16 protein-coding genes are annotated in these 15,564 nt (G+C 70.7%); 6 read left to right on the forward strand and 10 right to left on the reverse strand.

Translation table 11 applies throughout. The features are described 5' to 3' along the window. Positions 1-17: 17 nt before the first annotated feature. Positions 18-311: a DUF1905 domain-containing protein gene (locus ABWI07_RS30245; RefSeq protein ID WP_149264828.1), complete on the reverse strand. Its 294-nt coding sequence runs from the start codon at positions 309-311 to the stop codon at positions 18-20. A 384-nt stretch (positions 312-695) separates the two neighbouring features. Between ABWI07_RS30245 and ABWI07_RS30250 the strand changes: the two genes are divergently transcribed. Beyond that, the gene (locus ABWI07_RS30250) at positions 696-3,461 is read left to right on the forward strand and encodes an aconitate hydratase (RefSeq protein ID WP_353820604.1); all 2,766 of its coding nucleotides are present in this window, start codon (positions 696-698) and stop codon (positions 3,459-3,461) included. A 55-nt stretch (positions 3,462-3,516) separates the two neighbouring features. Here ABWI07_RS30250 and ABWI07_RS30255 read toward each other — a convergent pair whose 3' ends face one another. Next, on the reverse strand, positions 3,517-4,236 hold the full coding sequence (locus ABWI07_RS30255; protein ID WP_149264830.1) for an SDR family oxidoreductase: 720 nt from the start codon (positions 4,234-4,236) through the stop codon (positions 3,517-3,519). 84 nt (positions 4,237-4,320) lie between these two features. Here ABWI07_RS30255 and ABWI07_RS30260 point away from each other — a divergent pair, with 84 nt between their 5' ends. Then, positions 4,321-4,911 carry a TetR/AcrR family transcriptional regulator gene (locus ABWI07_RS30260; RefSeq protein WP_353820606.1) on the forward strand — a complete coding sequence of 197 codons (591 nt, stop codon included), beginning with the start codon at positions 4,321-4,323 and terminating at the stop codon, positions 4,909-4,911. On the opposite strand, the gene ABWI07_RS30265 is transcribed toward ABWI07_RS30260, so the two are convergent. Then, complete coding sequence (locus tag ABWI07_RS30265) at positions 4,908-5,528, reverse strand: LysE family translocator (protein ID WP_149264832.1); 621 nt, start codon at positions 5,526-5,528, stop codon at positions 4,908-4,910. The genes ABWI07_RS30260 and ABWI07_RS30265 overlap by 4 nt on opposite strands. Positions 5,529-5,602: 74 nt before the next feature. Between ABWI07_RS30265 and ABWI07_RS30270 the strand changes: the two genes are divergently transcribed. The 3 genes from ABWI07_RS30270 (at position 5,603) to mug (ending at position 7,909) form a co-directional block, all read left to right on the forward strand. After that, positions 5,603-6,541: an aldo/keto reductase gene (locus ABWI07_RS30270; protein ID WP_149264833.1), complete on the forward strand. Its 939-nt coding sequence runs from the start codon at positions 5,603-5,605 to the stop codon at positions 6,539-6,541. 22 nt (positions 6,542-6,563) lie between these two features. Then, the gene (locus ABWI07_RS30275) at positions 6,564-7,283 is read left to right on the forward strand and encodes a sulfite exporter TauE/SafE family protein (protein WP_353820607.1); all 720 of its coding nucleotides are present in this window, start codon (positions 6,564-6,566) and stop codon (positions 7,281-7,283) included. Positions 7,284-7,345: 62 nt separating this feature from the next. Then, the gene (mug, locus tag ABWI07_RS30280; RefSeq protein ID WP_353820608.1) at positions 7,346-7,909 is read left to right on the forward strand and encodes a G/U mismatch-specific DNA glycosylase; all 564 of its coding nucleotides are present in this window, start codon (positions 7,346-7,348) and stop codon (positions 7,907-7,909) included. Here mug and ABWI07_RS30285 read toward each other — a convergent pair. The 6 genes from ABWI07_RS30285 to idi all read right to left on the reverse strand — a co-directional run bounded on the left by ABWI07_RS30285 (position 7,896) and on the right by idi (position 13,122). After that, entirely contained in the window at positions 7,896-8,504 is a 609-nt protein-coding gene (locus ABWI07_RS30285) for a Uma2 family endonuclease (protein ID WP_353820609.1), read from the reverse strand. The two genes, mug and ABWI07_RS30285, sit on opposite strands and share 14 nt — an antisense overlap. A gap of 92 nt (positions 8,505-8,596) precedes the next feature. Beyond that, positions 8,597-9,025 carry an ASCH domain-containing protein gene (locus ABWI07_RS30290; protein ID WP_235037436.1) on the reverse strand — a complete coding sequence of 143 codons (429 nt, stop codon included), beginning with the start codon at positions 9,023-9,025 and terminating at the stop codon, positions 8,597-8,599. Positions 9,026-9,287: 262 nt separating this feature from the next. After that, entirely contained in the window at positions 9,288-10,208 is a 921-nt protein-coding gene (locus ABWI07_RS30295; RefSeq protein ID WP_149264838.1) for a carbohydrate ABC transporter permease, read from the reverse strand. Beyond that, positions 10,205-11,113, reverse strand: coding sequence for a carbohydrate ABC transporter permease (locus tag ABWI07_RS30300; RefSeq protein ID WP_235037437.1), 909 nt, complete (start codon positions 11,111-11,113; stop codon positions 10,205-10,207). The genes ABWI07_RS30295 and ABWI07_RS30300 overlap by 4 nt, the downstream gene beginning before the upstream one ends. Further along, positions 11,110-12,414 (reverse strand): ABC transporter substrate-binding protein, encoded by a 1,305-nt coding sequence (locus ABWI07_RS30305; protein WP_353820610.1) that lies wholly within the window; start codon positions 12,412-12,414, stop codon positions 11,110-11,112. Before ABWI07_RS30305 ends, ABWI07_RS30300 begins: the two co-directional genes overlap by 4 nt. Positions 12,415-12,543: 129 nt before the next feature. Then, on the reverse strand, positions 12,544-13,122 hold the full coding sequence (gene idi / locus ABWI07_RS30310; protein ID WP_353820611.1) for an isopentenyl-diphosphate Delta-isomerase: 579 nt from the start codon (positions 13,120-13,122) through the stop codon (positions 12,544-12,546). A 150-nt stretch (positions 13,123-13,272) separates the two neighbouring features. Here idi and dxs point away from each other — a divergent pair, with 150 nt between their 5' ends. Beyond that, positions 13,273-15,195 (forward strand): 1-deoxy-D-xylulose-5-phosphate synthase, encoded by a 1,923-nt coding sequence (gene dxs / locus ABWI07_RS30315; RefSeq protein WP_353820613.1) that lies wholly within the window; start codon positions 13,273-13,275, stop codon positions 15,193-15,195. Here dxs and ABWI07_RS30320 read toward each other — a convergent pair. Then, complete coding sequence (locus ABWI07_RS30320; RefSeq protein WP_149264842.1) at positions 15,192-15,557, reverse strand: hypothetical protein; 366 nt, start codon at positions 15,555-15,557, stop codon at positions 15,192-15,194. The genes dxs and ABWI07_RS30320 overlap by 4 nt on opposite strands. Positions 15,558-15,564 lie beyond the last annotated feature (7 nt).

Genomic DNA, 15,564 nt, shown 5'->3' on the forward strand with positions numbered 1-15,564 from the left:
GCCGGGCACATGGCGCCCTAGCCGAGGCGCTCGGTGAGGTTGACGGTGACGGTGTCGCCCGCCTCCTTGCCTAGAGTCTTGAGGAGCTCCGCCTTCACGGCGAGTTTGTGGTTGCCGTCGCCCAGCGCCATGAAGGAGCCCCGGAACGGGTGCCCGTCGACGGTTCCTTTGACCTTCACCAGGCCGCGGGTGCCGAAGAAGTCCGCCGACTCGGGCCAGACGACGTAGGTCCAGCCGCCCTTGGCGGGGCTCTTCCGCAGGGTCTCGGTGAATTCCTTGTCGAGCGGTGTGCTCTTCGTCTGCGCGGTCATGGTGCGTCCTCTCCGGGCCTCGTATCACCCATGCTGACGTGTTGTGAAAGAGACCATGCGGGGCGGCGGAACTCATCGGTCCGAGGACGACCGGCTCACACCTGCCCGCCCCGAGGGCTCGTCGAGCGCTGTCGTACGAGGCGCAAGTAGCTTGATGTCGAGATAAATTGGAGATAGCTTGACGTCAAGAGAAAAGAGGCGGAAGTTAGGCGGCCCTGATTCCCGGTCAGGAGTCCGACTAAGGCAGGATCAAGGGAGACGAAGCTCCCGTCCCGCCGCGCGCCGTCCCGCGTCGGCCTCGGGGACGGGCCGTACTGAAGATCAACCCAGCGCCGCGCGCTCATGTCCCGGACCCGACGCGCGGTGGCGACGGAGGAGGAGTCCGTGTCCGCGAACAGCTTCGGCAGCCTTGACAAGCTGCAGGTTGGCGACAGGTCGTACGACATCTACCGGCTGGACGCCGTCGAGGGCTCGGCCCGTCTCCCGTACAGCCTGAAGGTGCTCCTGGAGAACCTGCTGCGCACCGAGGACGGTGCGAACGTCACCGCCGAGCACATCCGCGCGCTCGCGCAGTGGGACGCCAAGGCCAAGCCGAGCAAGGAGATCCAGTTCACCCCCGCGCGGGTGATCATGCAGGACTTCACCGGCGTGCCGTGCGTGGTGGACCTTGCCACGATGCGCGAGGCGGTGCGGGACCTCGGCGGCGACCCGACCCGGATCAACCCGCTTGCGCCGGCCGAGATGGTGATCGACCACTCGGTGATCGTCGACTACTTCGGCTCGCCGGACGCGTTCGAGCGCAACGTGCAGCGCGAGTACGAGCGCAACAAGGAGCGCTACCAGTTCCTGCGGTGGGGGCAGACGGCGTTCGACGAGTTCAAGGTCGTCCCGCCCGGCACCGGCATCGTCCACCAGGTGAACATCGAGCACCTGGCCCGCGTCGTGTTCGACCGCAACGGGGTCGCCTACCCCGACACCTGCGTCGGCACCGACTCGCACACGACGATGGAGAACGGCATCGGCGTGCTCGGCTGGGGCGTCGGCGGCATCGAGGCGGAGGCCGCGATGCTCGGCCAGCCGATCTCGATGCTCATCCCGCGCGTCGTCGGCTTCAAGCTGACCGGCGAGCTGCCCGCCGGCACGACCGCGACCGACCTCGTGCTCACCATCACCGAGATGCTGCGCGAGCACGGCGTCGTCGGCAAGTTCGTGGAGTTCTACGGCGAGGGCGTGCACGCGCTGCCGCTGGCGAACCGCGCCACGATCGGCAACATGAGCCCCGAGTTCGGCTCCACCTGCGCGATCTTCCCGATCGACGACGAGACGCTGAAGTACCTGCGGCTCACCGGCCGCGACGAGGAGCAGATCGCGCTCGTCGAGGCCTACGCCAAGGCGCAGGGCCTGTGGCTCGACCCGTCGGTGGAGCCCGAGTTCTCCGAGTACATGGAGCTCGACCTCGCGACGGTCGTCCCGTCGCTGGCCGGCCCGAAGCGCCCGCAGGACCGCATCTCCCTGTCCGAGGCCAAGCAGACCTGGCGCCGCGACGTGCAGAACTACGTCGAGAGCATCCAGGGCTCGGCCGACGAGGCCTCCAGCGAGTCGTTCCCGGCCTCGGACTCCCCGGCGATCAGCCACGACTCCAACGGCGACAAGCCGCGGCCGCACGGCACCAACGGCTCCGGCCGCCCGCACAACCCCGTCCCGGTCACGCTGGAGGACGGGACGGAGTTCGAGCTCGACCACGGCCACGTCGCCGTCGCCGCCATCACCTCCTGCACCAACACGTCCAACCCGTACGTGATGATCGGTGCGGCGCTGCTGGCCAAGAACGCGGTGGAGAAGGGCCTGACCCGCAAGCCGTGGGTGAAGACCTCCCTCGCGCCCGGGTCCCAGGTCGTCACCGACTACCTGGAGCGCGCCGGCCTCACCCCGTACCTCGACAAGATCGGCTTCAACCTGGTCGGGTACGGCTGCACCACCTGCATCGGCAACACCGGCCCGCTGCAGCCGGAGATCTCCAAGGCCGTCAACGACAACGACCTCGCGGTCACCGCGGTCCTGTCCGGCAACCGCAACTTCGAGGGCCGCATCAGCCCCGACGTGAAGATGAACTACCTGGCGTCGCCGCCGCTGGTCATCGCCTACGCGCTCGCCGGGACGATGGACATCGACATCCTCAACGACCCGATCGCCGAGGGCGCCGACGGCCCGGTCCGCCTGGCCGACATCTGGCCCGCGCCGGAGGAGGTCGCCTCGATCGTCGAGTCGTCCATCGGGCAGGAGATGTTCACCGAGAGCTACGCGGACGTCTTCAAGGGCGACGACCGCTGGCGGGGCCTCGACATCCCGACCGGCGACCTGTTCGAGTGGGACGAGCAGTCCACCTACGTCCGCAAGGCGCCGTACTTCGACGGCATGGGCGCCGAGCCGGCGCCGGTCGCCGACATCCACGGCGCCCGCGTCCTCGCCAAGCTCGGCGACTCGGTCACCACCGACCACATCTCCCCGGCCGGGTCCATCAAGGTCGGCACGCCCGCCGCGCAGTACCTGGAGGACAACGGCGTCGCCGTCAAGGACTTCAACTCCTACGGCTCGCGCCGCGGCAACCACGAGGTCATGATCCGCGGGACGTTCGCCAACATCCGGTTGCGCAACCAGCTCCTGGACGGCGTCGAGGGCGGCTACACCCGCGACTTCACCCAGGACGGCGCGCCGCAGTCGTTCATCTACGACGCCGCGCAGAACTACGCGGCGCAGGGCACCCCGCTCGTGGTCATCGCGGGCAAGGAGTACGGCTCCGGCTCGTCCCGCGACTGGGCGGCCAAGGGCACCGCGCTGCTCGGCGTCCGCGCCGTCATCGCGCAGTCCTACGAGCGCATCCACCGCTCCAACCTGATCGGTCTCGGCGTCCTGCCGCTGCAGTTCAAGGAGGGCGAGTCCGCCGAGTCCCTCGGCCTCACCGGCACCGAGACGTTCGACATCACCGGCGTCACCGCGCTCAACGAGGGCGGGATCCCGGAGGAGGTCACCGTCAAGGCCGACGGCAAGGAGTTCACCGCCGTCGTCCGCATCGACACCCCGGGCGAGGCCGACTACTACCGCAACGGCGGCATCCTCCAGTACGTCCTGCGCAACCTGCTCCGCAAGTAGTCCGCACGCAGAAACGGGCCGCCTCCCTGGACGGGGGGCGGCCCTTTCCGTGCGGTCAGCGGCCGGTGGGCAGGCTCAGGCCGCCGTTGCACTCGATGACGCTGCCTGTGATGAACCCGTTCGTCGCGGTCAGCAGGATCGCCTGGGCCACGTCCTCGGGGCGCCCGACGCGGCCGACCGGCAGGGCGGCGGCGTGCTCGGCGAACATCGCGGTGCGCTGCTCGGCGGGCATGCCGTCCCACCACGGCGTCTCGATGACGCCGGGGGAGACCGCGTTGACGCGCAGCGGGGCCAGTTCCGCGGCGAGGGGCGGCACCATCGCCTCCAGCGCCCCGTTGATGGCCGCCAGGCCGGCGGTGCCGGACAGCGCGGCCCGCGCCGACGACGCGGTGACGAACGTGACCGAGCCGCCCGCAGCCAGCCGGGGGAGCGCGGCCTGGAGGATCCGCAGGTGCAGCCAGAACTTGGCCTCGAAGCCGGTGCGCAGGTCGGCGAGGTCGAGGGTGGCGATGGGGCCCGCGCCCGCTCCGCCGCTCAGCGCGAGGACCAGGTGGTCGTACGTCGTCTCCTCGGCGAAGAACGCGGCGACCTCCTCCGCCGAGGCCGCGTCCAGGCGGCGTGCGGTGAGCCCGTCCGCGGCGGCCTTGGCGAGGCGCTCGGCGTCGCGTCCGGTGACGACGGCGTCGGCGCCCTGACCGGCGAAGAGCCGGGCGGTGGCCGCGCCGATCCCGGACGTGCCGCCGCAGACCAGGACCCGCTGCCCGTTCAGCGTCATGATGTGGCCTTCCTTGTCGAGACTTGTCGTCTCGACAATTGTTTGCCGAGACGGGCGGTCTCGTCAAACGGGTATGCTCGCCCCATGACCGGTGAGACCCGCCGACCGCACACGGGTCGGCGCCGCAACGAGGCCGCGCGCCGGGCGATCCTGGACGTCGCCGTCGAACTGCTCGGCGGCACCGGTGACACGCCCGTGACGATCGACACGATCGCGGCGGCGGCCGGGGTCGGGAAGCAGACGATCTACCGCTGGTGGCCGTCCAAGGGCGCCGTGCTGCTGGAGGCGGTGGCCGAGCGCGCCGGCGCGGACATCCCCGTCCCGGACACCGGCTCGCTGCACGACGACCTCAGGGCGTTCCTCCGGGCGACTTTCCGGGCCGCAGGGCACGAGCGCACCGTGTCGGTCCTGCGGCACACGATGGCGGAGGCGCAGCGCGACCCTCATGCCCGCCCGCACATGCGCGCCTTCATCGCCGGGCGGCGCGAGGTGCTGCGAGGTCTGCTGGAGCGGGCCCGCGACCGCGGCGAGGTCTCACCCGCGACCGACCTCGACCTCGTCGTCGACCAGGCCTACGGGCTGCTCTGGTACCGCATCCTCGCGGGGCACGCGCCGCTGTCCGAGGAGGCGGCGGACGCGCTGGCCCGTGCTCTCACCGAGCAGGTCCGCGGCTAGGGCTCGACGGCCAGCCGGACGCCGAAGCCGATGAACGCCAGGCCCGTGACCTGCTGGATGCGGCGCTTCACGGCGGGACGGGCGAGGGCGCGGCGCGCGGCGCCCGCGGCGCCGACGACGAGCGCGAACCACAGCAGGCCCTGGACGGCATGGATCGCGGCGAAGAGCATGCTCGTCCAGAACACCGACGCCCCGTCCGGCACGAACTGGGGCAGCAGGCTCATGTAGAACACGCCGATCTTGGGGTTGAGCAGGTTGGTGGTGAACCCGGTGCGCAGTGCGGCGGTCCCGGAGAGATCCGCGTCCGGCGTCCCGGCGGTGTCCTGGGATGCGCGGCGGGCCCTCCACAGCGCCTGCCCGCCGAGCCACAGCAGGTAGCAGGCGCCCGCGCCGCGCAGCACGTCGAACGCGATGCGGGACGCGGCGAGCAGCGCGGTCAGCCCGGCGGCGCTCGCCAGCGCCCAGCACAGGCAGCCGGAGGCGACGCCCGTCGCGGCGAGGTAGCCCGTCCGCCGGCCGCTGGTCACGGTGGTGCGCAGGACGAGCATGGTGTCCAGCCCGGGTGTGATCGTGACGAGGGCGGCGACGGCGGCGAAGGCCAGGCAGGCGGTCAGCACCCGGGCATTTTCCCAGGAATCATCCGTCGGGTGAAGGGGAACGGCCGCCTCGGAACCTTTGATTGGATCACTCCATGACTGACATCAAGAAGATCGGTGACCTGGACGTCTTCCCGTTCTGCCTGGGCGGCAACGTCTTCGGCTGGACCGCGGACCGGGAGCGCTCGTTCCAGATCCTGGACGCCTACGCCGCGGCCGGCGGCAACTTCCTCGACACCGCCGACTCCTACTCGGCGTGGGTCGAGGGCAACCACGGCGGCGAGTCCGAGGCGATCATCGGGGAGTGGGCGCAGTCGCGCGGCAACCGCGACGACCTCGTCATCGCGACCAAGGGCGGCCGCCACCCCGAGCACCAGGGCCTGGCCGCCGCGACGATGAGGGCGGCCGTGGACGACTCGCTGCGGCGGCTGCGCACCGACCGCATCGACCTGTACTTCACCCACTTCGACGACCCGTCCGTGCCCGTCGAGGAGATCATGACGACGCTGGACGAGCTGGTCGCCGCGGGGAAGATCCGGCAGATCGGGGTGTCGAACATCGAGCTCGACCGGCTCCAGGCGTCCCTGGAGTTCAGCGAGCGCGAGGGGACGGCCCGCTACACGGCCATCCAGCCGCAGTACAACCTCGTGTCCCGCGACTCTTACGAGGGCCCGCGCCGCGACCTCGCAGAACGGTACGGGCTGGCCGCCGTCCCTTACTACGGCCTCGCGTCCGGCTTCCTCACCGGCAAGTACCGCCCGGGCTCCACGGTGGACAGCGCGCGCGCCGGGAGCGCGGCGCGGCACCTGGAGACCGAACGCGGACACGCCGTCCTTGCCGCGCTCGACATCGTCGCCGAGGAACAGGACGTACCGGTCGCGACCGTCGCGCTCGCCTGGCTCGCGGCCCAGCCGACCGTCGCCGCGCCCATCGCGAGCGCCCGGACCCTCGACCAGCTCCCGCCGCTCGTGGAGGCCGCCCACACGACCCTGACCGCCGACCAGCTCGAACGCCTGGCCGAAGCGTCGTCGTGAAGGGGCGATAGGGTCGCTCGACGTGCCACCTGTCGAGTTCGTCCTGATCGGGGGCCTGGCCGCGCTGGCCGGCGCGATCGTGCAGGGCAGCGTCGGCCTCGGCGTCGGGCTGGTCGCGACACCGATCGTCACGATGCTGTTCCCTTCCCTGATGCCCGGCGCGATCCTCGTCATCGCGCTCGTCCTGCCGTTCGCGACGCTCGCCCAGGAGCTGCGGCACGCCGACCTGCGCGGGCTCGGCTGGGCGTTCACCGGCCGCCTCGCGGGCACGCCGATCGGCGTGTGGCTGGTGGCCGCCGCCCCGGACCGCGTCCTCGGCGTCGTGATCGGCGTGGTCGTCCTCGCCGCGCTCGCCGTGACGGCCTGGACCGCGGACGTGCCGCGCAACCGCCGCACGCTCGCCACCGCCGGCGTCATCTCCGGCACGACCGGCACCGCGTCCGGCATCGGCGGCCCGCCGATCGCGCTGCTGTACCAGCGCGAGAGCGGCCCCCGCGTCCGGGCGACCCTGGCGGTGTTCTTCATCGCCGGCGCCCTGCTGTCGCTCCTCACCCTCGCCGCCGCCGGCCGCCTCCCCGCCCGGCAGGTCGTCGCGGGCGCCGAACTGGTCCCGTTCGTGTTCGCCGGGTTCCTCGCCGCCGGGCCGCTGCGCCGCTACCTCGACGCGGGACGCCTCCGCGTCGCGCTGCTCGTCGTCGTCGGGACGTCCGCGGCGGCGCTCATCGTCCGCAACCTGATCTGACGCGTCCCCAGGCCGATCTGGAGGCCGCTCGCGGTGGTGTTGGTCACCCTTAGCCTGTTCTGATGCGCCCCACGAAGGCCGATCTGGAGGCCGCCCGCGACCGCGTCATCCCCGACATCCTGCCCGAGGACGCCGGAACGCTCCGCGTCCTGTTCTGCGGCATCAACCCGGGCCTGTACTCGGGTGCGACCGGCCACCACTTCGCCCGCCCCGGCAACCGCTTCTGGCCCGCGCTGCACCTCTCCGGCTTCACCGACCGCCGGCTGCACCCGTCCGAGCAGGACCTCCTGCCCGGCTACGGCCTCGGCGTCACCAACCCGGCACCGCGCACCACCGCCCGCGCCGACGAGCTGACCGACGCCGAACTCCGCGAGGGCGGACAGCGCCTGGCCGCGCTGGTCGAACGCCACCGCCCCGCCTACCTGGCCGTCGCCGGCGTCACCGCCTACCGCACGGCCTTCGGCCGCCCAAAGACGCAGATAGGCCCCCAGGACGAGGCCTTCGGCCCCGCACGCCTCTGGGTCCTCCCCAACCCGAGCGGCCTGAACGCGAGCTGGCCCCTCGACCGCATCGCCGCCGAGTTCCGCCGCCTCCGCAAAGCCGCCGAGGCCCTCAGAACTCCGTAAGAATCCGCGGATCGAACCGGACGGTGATGGTGGTGTCCGCCTCCACCTTCGCGTCTACCAGGTTCCCAGCGCCCACCGTTTGGACGCGACGGTAGGTGGCAGCGGCGTCGTCCAGAGCGAAGATCTGGACGCTGGGGCTGGGAGCGAACTCGGCGAGCCAGTACTGAGGAATGCCCAGGGTCGCGTACTCCTTGAGCTTGCGCACGCGGTCGGTGCGCTCGCTGCCACTGCCCGGAGACACGACCTCGACGACGAGCAGGACCTCGATGCCTGGAATCACGACGGGGTTGCGGTCGACGATCGAGGCGCGGGCGACGCTCCTCGGCACCACGAACACGTCGGGTTTGCGAATGCCCGCCGGCGTGCTGATCTCCCATTCGCCTCCACCGGCGATGAAGACGGAGGCCTTCACATCCGTCGCCGCCTCTTGGAGGATGTCCTGCACCTGCCTTGCGGCCCAATTGTGAGGGGCGCTCGGGGACAACTCGATCAGCCACCCGTCTTCGAGTTCAAGGCCGCGGCCTTCGTCCTCTCGGGCGTGCAGGTCCTCCGCCGTGTACGGGCCGAACCCGCCATGACCGTGCGCGACGCTCACGTTTCCGCTCCCGCTGGTGGCGTGCCGAATCCATGCAGGGACTACGTTACCCCGCCCGACTTTCACAACTTGGCGTAGCGAGTTCTTTACGCTCAGTTGGCGTTGTTGAGGGCGGCGGTGGCGAACATCGTCTCGACCTCTTTGACGAGGGTGGGGGTCGGCTGCCACAGGTCGGTGCGGCCCAGGGCGATGATGGGGCGGGGGAGGGCCCGGATGTCCGCCAGGCGCCAGTGGTGGGCCGTGGGGCCGGCCCAGGGGCCGCAGTCGCAGGCGGCGCCGCGGACGGCGGCCGAGCAGACGTCGTCGAGCTCGGCGACCGCGATGACGGCGCCGATCGTGGCGAGCGGGTCGCGGGGGTCCCATCCGGCCGCCTGGATCAGCGGGGAGTCGCACGCCTTCAGGTCGACGCGCATCGAGGCGTGGATGAGCAGCGGACCGCGGTAGGCGGTCGGGAAGCTCTGGTTGGACACGGCCTTGCCACCACGCGCGATCGCGAACGCCCAGGGCTGCTGAACACTCATCGCCTGCACGCGGTCACCTCCAGTGTTCGCCCGGTCTCTGCGCCCCCGGGTATCGCCGGGACGCCCGGCGGTGGACGCCGGGGGTCGCGCGACGATGCCCGAGAGGCTAGGCGCATCCCGCAGGAAATGCCAACGTACGAGGCGAACGGGTCGTTGTCCGTCATGGGCTGTTCGAACCCATGGTGGAATTGATCACCCATGTGACGTCTGAGACCCATATGTGGTTGACGTGGCGCGTGATTCTCGTCTTTCGGCGCGATTCTCAGCCCTTCAGCGCGCCCGCCATGAGGCCGCGCATGAAGAACCGTCCGAGCAGCAGGTAGACCAGCAGCGTCGGCAGGGAGGCGAGGAGCGCCTCGGCCATCTGCTGGTTGTACTGGACGGCCACCGCGCCCGACCCGGCCGTGTTGTTCAGCATCACCGTGACCGGCCAGCTGTCGGGGGCGCCGAGGAACACCGCGAACAGGAAGTCGTTCCACATCGAGGTGAACTGCCAGATCAGCGTCACCGCGAACGCCGGCCCCGACACGGGCAGGACGACCGACCAGTAGGTGCGGAGCATCCCCGCGCCGTCGACCCGGGCCGCCTCGACCAGCTCGTCCGGGATCGTCACGTAGTAGTTCCGGAAGATGAGCGTGCAGATCGGGATGCCGTAGACGACGTGCGCGAGGACGAGGCCGCGGATCGTCCCCACCAGCTCCATGTCGGTGAGCAGGCCGGCCAGCGGGATCATCACCGCCTGGTAGGGGATGAACATGCCGAACAGGAACAGCGTGAAGACCACGTCCGCGCCCGGGAACCGCCACTTGGACAGCACATAGCCGTTCAGCGAGCCGAGCACCGCCGAGATCAGCGACCCGGAGACGGCGATCTTGACGCTGTTCTCCAGGCCGGGGCGCAGCGCGTCCCACGCGGAGGTCCAGCCGGACATGCTCCAGCTGCTCGGCAGGCTCCACGCGCTGCTCGGGTCCGCCTCGTCCAGCGGCTTGAAGCTCGTGACGACCAGCACGTACACGGGGATCAGGAAGAGCAGGACGAACGCCAGCAGGACGACCAGCTTGACGGCCTGCCAGCCGCGCGACGACCCGCCCGGCTCCGCCGCCGCTCCGCCGCCCCGGCCGCGCAGTCCGCGCGCCAGCCGCCGCCACACCGGCGCCGGGGGCACCGCCTCCACGCGCGTCATCGCGTCCGCTCCGAACGTACCGACCAGACCAGATAGGGGATCACCAGCAGGGCCACCGCGAACAGCAGGTAGGTGGCGATCGTGGCGCCGTTCGCCGGGTCGTGCCGGTCGAAGATCTCGACGTAGGTGGCGACGGCCGGCACGTAGGTGATGATCTGCTTGCCCGCGATCGCCATGATCAGGTCGAACACCTTCAGCGAGATGTGCCCGAGGATGATCAGCGCGGACAGCGTCACCGGGCGGAGCTGCGGGAGGACCACGTACCGGTACACCTTCCACTCGGACGCGCCGTCCACCCGTGCCGCCTCGCGCAGCTCCCCGGGCACGCCGCGGAACCCCGCGAGGTACAGCGCCATCACGTAGCCGGACATCTGCCAGATCGCGGGCAGGGCCATGGCGGCCATGCCCCAGCTCGGGTCCTGCCACCAGCTGTTCGCCAGCCCGCCGAGGTGCAGCTTGTCGAACAGCTGGTTGAAGCCGACCGCGCGCTCCGGCGGCGCCGGGTTCATCAGCCAGCGCCACACGACGCCGCTGGCGATGAACGACACCGCCATGGGGAACAGGTAGACGACGCGGAAGGACGCCTCGCCGCGGATGCCCTTGTCCATCAGGAACGCCAGGAACGCGCCGAGCAGCAGGGCGCCGACGACGAACACCGCCGTGAACAGCAGCGCGTGCTTCACCGCGCCGGGCCAGCTGGGCTGGTCCCACAGGTCGACGAAGTTCCTGCCCTTGTCGAACCCGTACTCGGTGACCTCGTCGTGCTTGCCGCTCAGCGCGACCCGCGTGTTCCAGAAGATGAGCCCGTAGACGAACAGGCCGATCGCGACGATGGACGGCGAGACCAGCAGCAGCCCGGGCAGCCACCTGCGGCTACGGGCCCACCTGGAACCGGGAGAGCTCACTGGCCGCTGTTCTTGGCCGCGCTCACCAGCCCCTGCTGGAGCTTGGCGACGTCCTTGCTCTGCAGGAAGAGGCCCACCGCCGTGTCGATGTCGGTGTGCTGCTTCTTACTGGCGTTGACGCCGTGCCAGAACGAGCCCGCCAGCTTGATGTCGGGCTTGTTCCACTGCTCGAACGCGTACTGGAGGTAGCCCTTGTAGAGGCTCTTGTCGGCGTCCTTGCGGGCGGGGACGGAACCCTTCTTCGGGTTGAACAGGTCCTGCCCCTCCTTACTGGACACCTCCTTCAGCCACGCGAGGGCGCCGCCGCGGTGGGGCGCTCCCTTGGGGAGGGTGAAGCTGTCCGACAGCCACATGTAGGTGCCGTCCGTGCCGGGGGAGGCCGCGTACTTGAAGTCGGTGTCGAGCTTCTTGCCGAGGCCGTTCGGCGCGCTGCCGACGAAGTACCCGTACGCCCAGTCGCCCATGATGTTGAACGCGGCCTTGCCGTCCACGACGGCCTTGGCGGCGCCCTGCCAGTCGGTGGACGCGGCCTCCAGCGTCGTGTACTTCATGATCTCGGCGTAGTCGGTCAGCGCCTTGGTGACGGCCGGGCTGCTCCAGTCGGCACCCGGCTTCCACAGCGCGTTGTAGGCGTCGGTGCCGAGGTCGCCCAGCAGGACGTTCTCCAGCAGGTGGTCGGCCGTCCACTGCGCGCCGAGCGACAGCGGGACCTTCTTCGTCTTGTCCTTGACGGCCTTCAGTGCGGTGATGAACTCGGCGATCGTCTTGGGCGGTCCGGCGATCCCCGCGTCCTTGAGGATGCCCGGGTTGTACCAGAGCATGTTCGACCGGTGGATGTTCACCGGCACCGAGTAGATCTTGCCCTTGTAGCTGATCTGGTCGAGGAGCTGCTGCGGGTAGACCGACTTCAGGTTGTTGTCGTCGTAGAAGGAGTCCAGCGCCTCGATCTGCCCGGCCTTGATGTAGTCGAGCAGCTCGGCGCCCGCGTGGCCCTGGAAGGAGTCCGGCGGCTTGCGGTTTTGGAGCCGGCTCGCCAGGACCGCCTGAGCCTGGGTGCCCGACCCGCCGGCGATGGCGGCGTTGACGAACTTGGTGCCGGGGTTCTTCTTCTCGAAGTCGGCCTGCATCGCGGCGAGGCCGTCCGCCTCACCGGGACCGGTCCACCAGGAGAAGACCTCGACCTGGGATTTGTCGTCGGAGCCCTTGTCGTCGCTGCCGCCGCAGCCCGACACGGCGAGGGCGGCGGTCATCGTCACGGCGGCGACCGCCTTCAGGCGCCGCCGGGGAGCACGTACTCGCATCGTCCGTCCCTTCGGTTACCCCGAAAAACAAGCGTCTGCTTGGACGGACGGACGGTCAACACCGGTCGCCGAATAGTGATCTTTCGGTGATGCGGCGGCCCGCGGCCCCGCCGGAGCGGGCGCCCGCGGCTACCAGCCGAGGGCGGGCGGCAGGGCGGAGAGCCCGGCGTCGGGCCAGTCGAGCGGCGCGCCGAGCGGCGCCAGCTCGGCCAGCTGGAGCCGGTACCAGAGGGAGGATTCGGGCCGGCGGGCCAGCTCCAGGCAGCGCTCCCACGTCCACCACTCCGCGTGCTCGACCTCCTCCGGGTTAGGGCGGACGGCCGTGCCCGCGGGGACGACGGCGCGCACGACGGGGCAGCGCTCGTGCTCGACCGTCCCGTCGTCGGCCACGGCGCGGTAGTGGAACCGGGGCAGAACGGACGTGAGCGTCGCGTCCTGGATGCCGAGCTCGTCCTGCAGGCGCCGGAGCACGGCGTCGCGGAGCTTCTCGCCGGGCCCCGGATGGCCGCAGCAGCTGCCCGTCCAGACGCCGGGGAAGGTCCGCTTGTCCAGTGCGCGCTGAGTGATCAGGACGCGACCGTCCGTATCCGTGACATAGCAGGAGAATGCCAGGTGGTACGGCGTGTCACTGTGGTGGCTGGTGCTCTTGGGCGCGGTTCCGACCGCCTCGTCGTCCGCGTTGAGCAGCACAATCTCTTCGACGCCCATGCTCACTTCCTACCCCATCCCTCCTACCGGGGTCAGTCTTTTCACACCCCCCGGGCGGGTGGTCCGCGGCGCGTCGCGGGCGAACCGGGATTAAACTCAGAACGGCCCGAGCCAGGGGAGACCGAATCCCCGACGGAGGAGTTGAAACGAGTGAGCTTGCTGGAGTCGATCACAGGTCCCGACGACCTCAAACGACTGGACGCCGCTCAGATGTCTCGGCTCGCGGAGGAGATCCGCGAGTTCCTCGTCCAGGCGGTCTCCAAGACCGGCGGCCATCTGGGCCCCAATCTCGGCGCGGTCGAGCTGACGATCGCGCTGCACCGCGTCTTCGACTCGCCGCACGACAAGATCCTCTTCGACACCGGCCACCAGGCCTACGTGCACAAGCTGCTCACCGGCAGGCACGACTTCGAGCTGCTGCGCCAGCGGGGCGGGCTCTCGGGCTACCCCAGCCGCGCCGAGTCCGAGCACGACATCATCGAGAACTCGCACGCCTCGACCGCCCTGTCCTACGCCGACGGGTTCGCCAAGGCCTTCCAGCTGCGCGGCGAGAGCGACCGCGCCGTCGTCGCGGTCGTCGGTGACGGCGCGCTGACCGGCGGCATGTGCTGGGAGGCGCTGAACAACATCGCCGCGGGCGTCGACCGGCCCGTCATCGTCGTCGTCAACGACAACGGCCGCTCCTACTCGCCGACCATCGGCGGGCTCGCGTCGCACCTGGCCGACCTGCGCGTCACCCAGGGCTACGAGAACGCGCTCGACCTGATCAAGAAGACGGTGCCGCGGGCGCCCGTGGTCGGCAACGTGGCCTACGAGGCGCTGCACGGCATCAAGAAGGGCCTCAAGGACGTCCTCCAGCCGCAGGCCATGTTCGAGGACCTCGGCATGAAGTACGTCGGCCCGATCGACGGCCACGACGAGGACGCCGTCGAGCGGGCGCTGCGCCGCGCCCGCGGGTTCGGCCGCCCGGTGATCGTGCACTGCATCACCACCAAGGGCCGCGGCTACGCCCCCGCCGAGAACGACACCGAGGACTGCATGCACGGCGGCGGCGCGTTCGACCCCGCCACCGGCAAGTTCGTCACCGGCAAGGGCGGCCCCGACTGGACGAAGGTCTTCGGCGAGGAGATGGTGGCGATCGGGCGCGAGCGCCGCGACGTCGTCGGCATCACCGCCGCGATGCTCTACCCGGTCGGGCTCGCGCCGTTCGCCGAGGCGTTCCCCGACCGCATCTTCGACGTGGGCATCGCCGAGCAGCACGCGGTCACCTCCGCGACCGGCCTCGCGATGGGCGGCCTGCACCCGGTCGTGGCGCTGTACGCCACGTTCCTGAACCGCGCCTTCGACCAGGTCCTGATGGACACGGCGCTCCACCGCCAGCCCGTCACCTTCGCCTTGGACCGCTCCGGCGTGACCGGGAGCGACGGCGCCAGCCACAACGGCATGTGGGACATGTCGATCCTGCAGCTCGTCCCGGGCATGCGCATCGCCGTCCCGCGCGACGGGGCCCGGCTCCGCGAGCTGCTGCGCGAGTGCGTGGCCGTCTCCGACGGCCCGACCGCGATCCGCTACCCCAAGGGCCCGGCGGCCGGCGACATCGAGGCGGTCGGCAAGGCCGGCGGCATGGACGTGCTGGCCCGCCACGACGGCTCCAACGGCGCCCGCGTCCTGCTGGTCGCGGTCGGCTCGATGGCGACGCCCGCGGTCGAGGCGGCCGAGCTGATCGCCGCGCAGGGCATCGGCGTCACCGTCGTCGACCCCCGGTGGGTGAAGCCGCTCGACCCGGCGCTGCTCGACCTCGCCCGCGAGCACACGCTCGTCGCTGTCGCCGAGGACAACGGCCGCACCGGCGCCGTCGGCGACGCCGTGGCACGGCTGCTGCGCGACGCCGGCGTCGACGCGCCCCTCCGCACCTTCGGCATCCCGCAGGAGTTCCTCGACCACGCGTCCCGGGGGCAGATCCTCGCCGACATCGGGCTCACCCCGCAGGCCCTCGCCCGCGACGTGACCGAGTCGGTGGCCCGCCTCACCGCCGACGCCGACGAGCCCGCCGCCTCGGAGGAGCGGTCCTAGCCGCCCTCCGCCGACAGCAGCCGCCACGCGTGGGTGATGGACGCGGCGGACGTGCCGAGCTCACGTCCCGAGTACGTCCATTGCCCGCGCAGGCACCAGAGGCGCCCCGCGCCGTCCTGGACGTAGACCTGGAGCGGGAAGCACGCATCGTGCGCGCGGATGACGCCCGCCGGGTCCACCACGGGCGCGAGGCTGGGCGCGCCCTCGCAGCGCACGCCCATGACGAACGTGTGCGGGTCCTGGCGCAGGAGACCCTGCGTCAGGTCGTACACGAGTACGGAGACGTAGTCGGGGCCGAGCCACCTGAGGTCGGGGACCGTCTCGGGTGGGGGGAACCCGTACAGTTCTGGACCGCCGGTCACACGCGCA

It is taken from the genome of Actinomadura sp. NPDC000600 (genome assembly GCF_040492135.1).
Taxonomy (GTDB): domain Bacteria; phylum Actinomycetota; class Actinomycetes; order Streptosporangiales; family Streptosporangiaceae; genus Spirillospora.

Coding starts and splice junctions, on each gene's coding strand:
- ABWI07_RS30245 (WP_149264828.1), bottom strand. CDS start 311: ATGACCGCGCAGACGAAGAGCACACCGCTCGACAAGGAATTCACCGAG.
- ABWI07_RS30255 (WP_149264830.1), bottom strand. CDS start 4,236: ATGACGCTGAACGGGCAGCGGGTCCTGGTCTGCGGCGGCACGTCCGGG.
- ABWI07_RS30260 (WP_353820606.1), top strand. CDS start 4,321: ATGACCGGTGAGACCCGCCGACCGCACACGGGTCGGCGCCGCAACGAG.
- ABWI07_RS30270 (WP_149264833.1), top strand. CDS start 5,603: ATGACTGACATCAAGAAGATCGGTGACCTGGACGTCTTCCCGTTCTGC.
- mug (WP_353820608.1), top strand. CDS start 7,346: ATGCGCCCCACGAAGGCCGATCTGGAGGCCGCCCGCGACCGCGTCATC.
- ABWI07_RS30290 (WP_235037436.1), bottom strand. CDS start 9,025: ATGAGTGTTCAGCAGCCCTGGGCGTTCGCGATCGCGCGTGGTGGCAAG.
- ABWI07_RS30295 (WP_149264838.1), bottom strand. CDS start 10,208: ATGACGCGCGTGGAGGCGGTGCCCCCGGCGCCGGTGTGGCGGCGGCTG.
- ABWI07_RS30305 (WP_353820610.1), bottom strand. CDS start 12,414: ATGCGAGTACGTGCTCCCCGGCGGCGCCTGAAGGCGGTCGCCGCCGTG.
- idi (WP_353820611.1), bottom strand. CDS start 13,122: ATGGGCGTCGAAGAGATTGTGCTGCTCAACGCGGACGACGAGGCGGTC.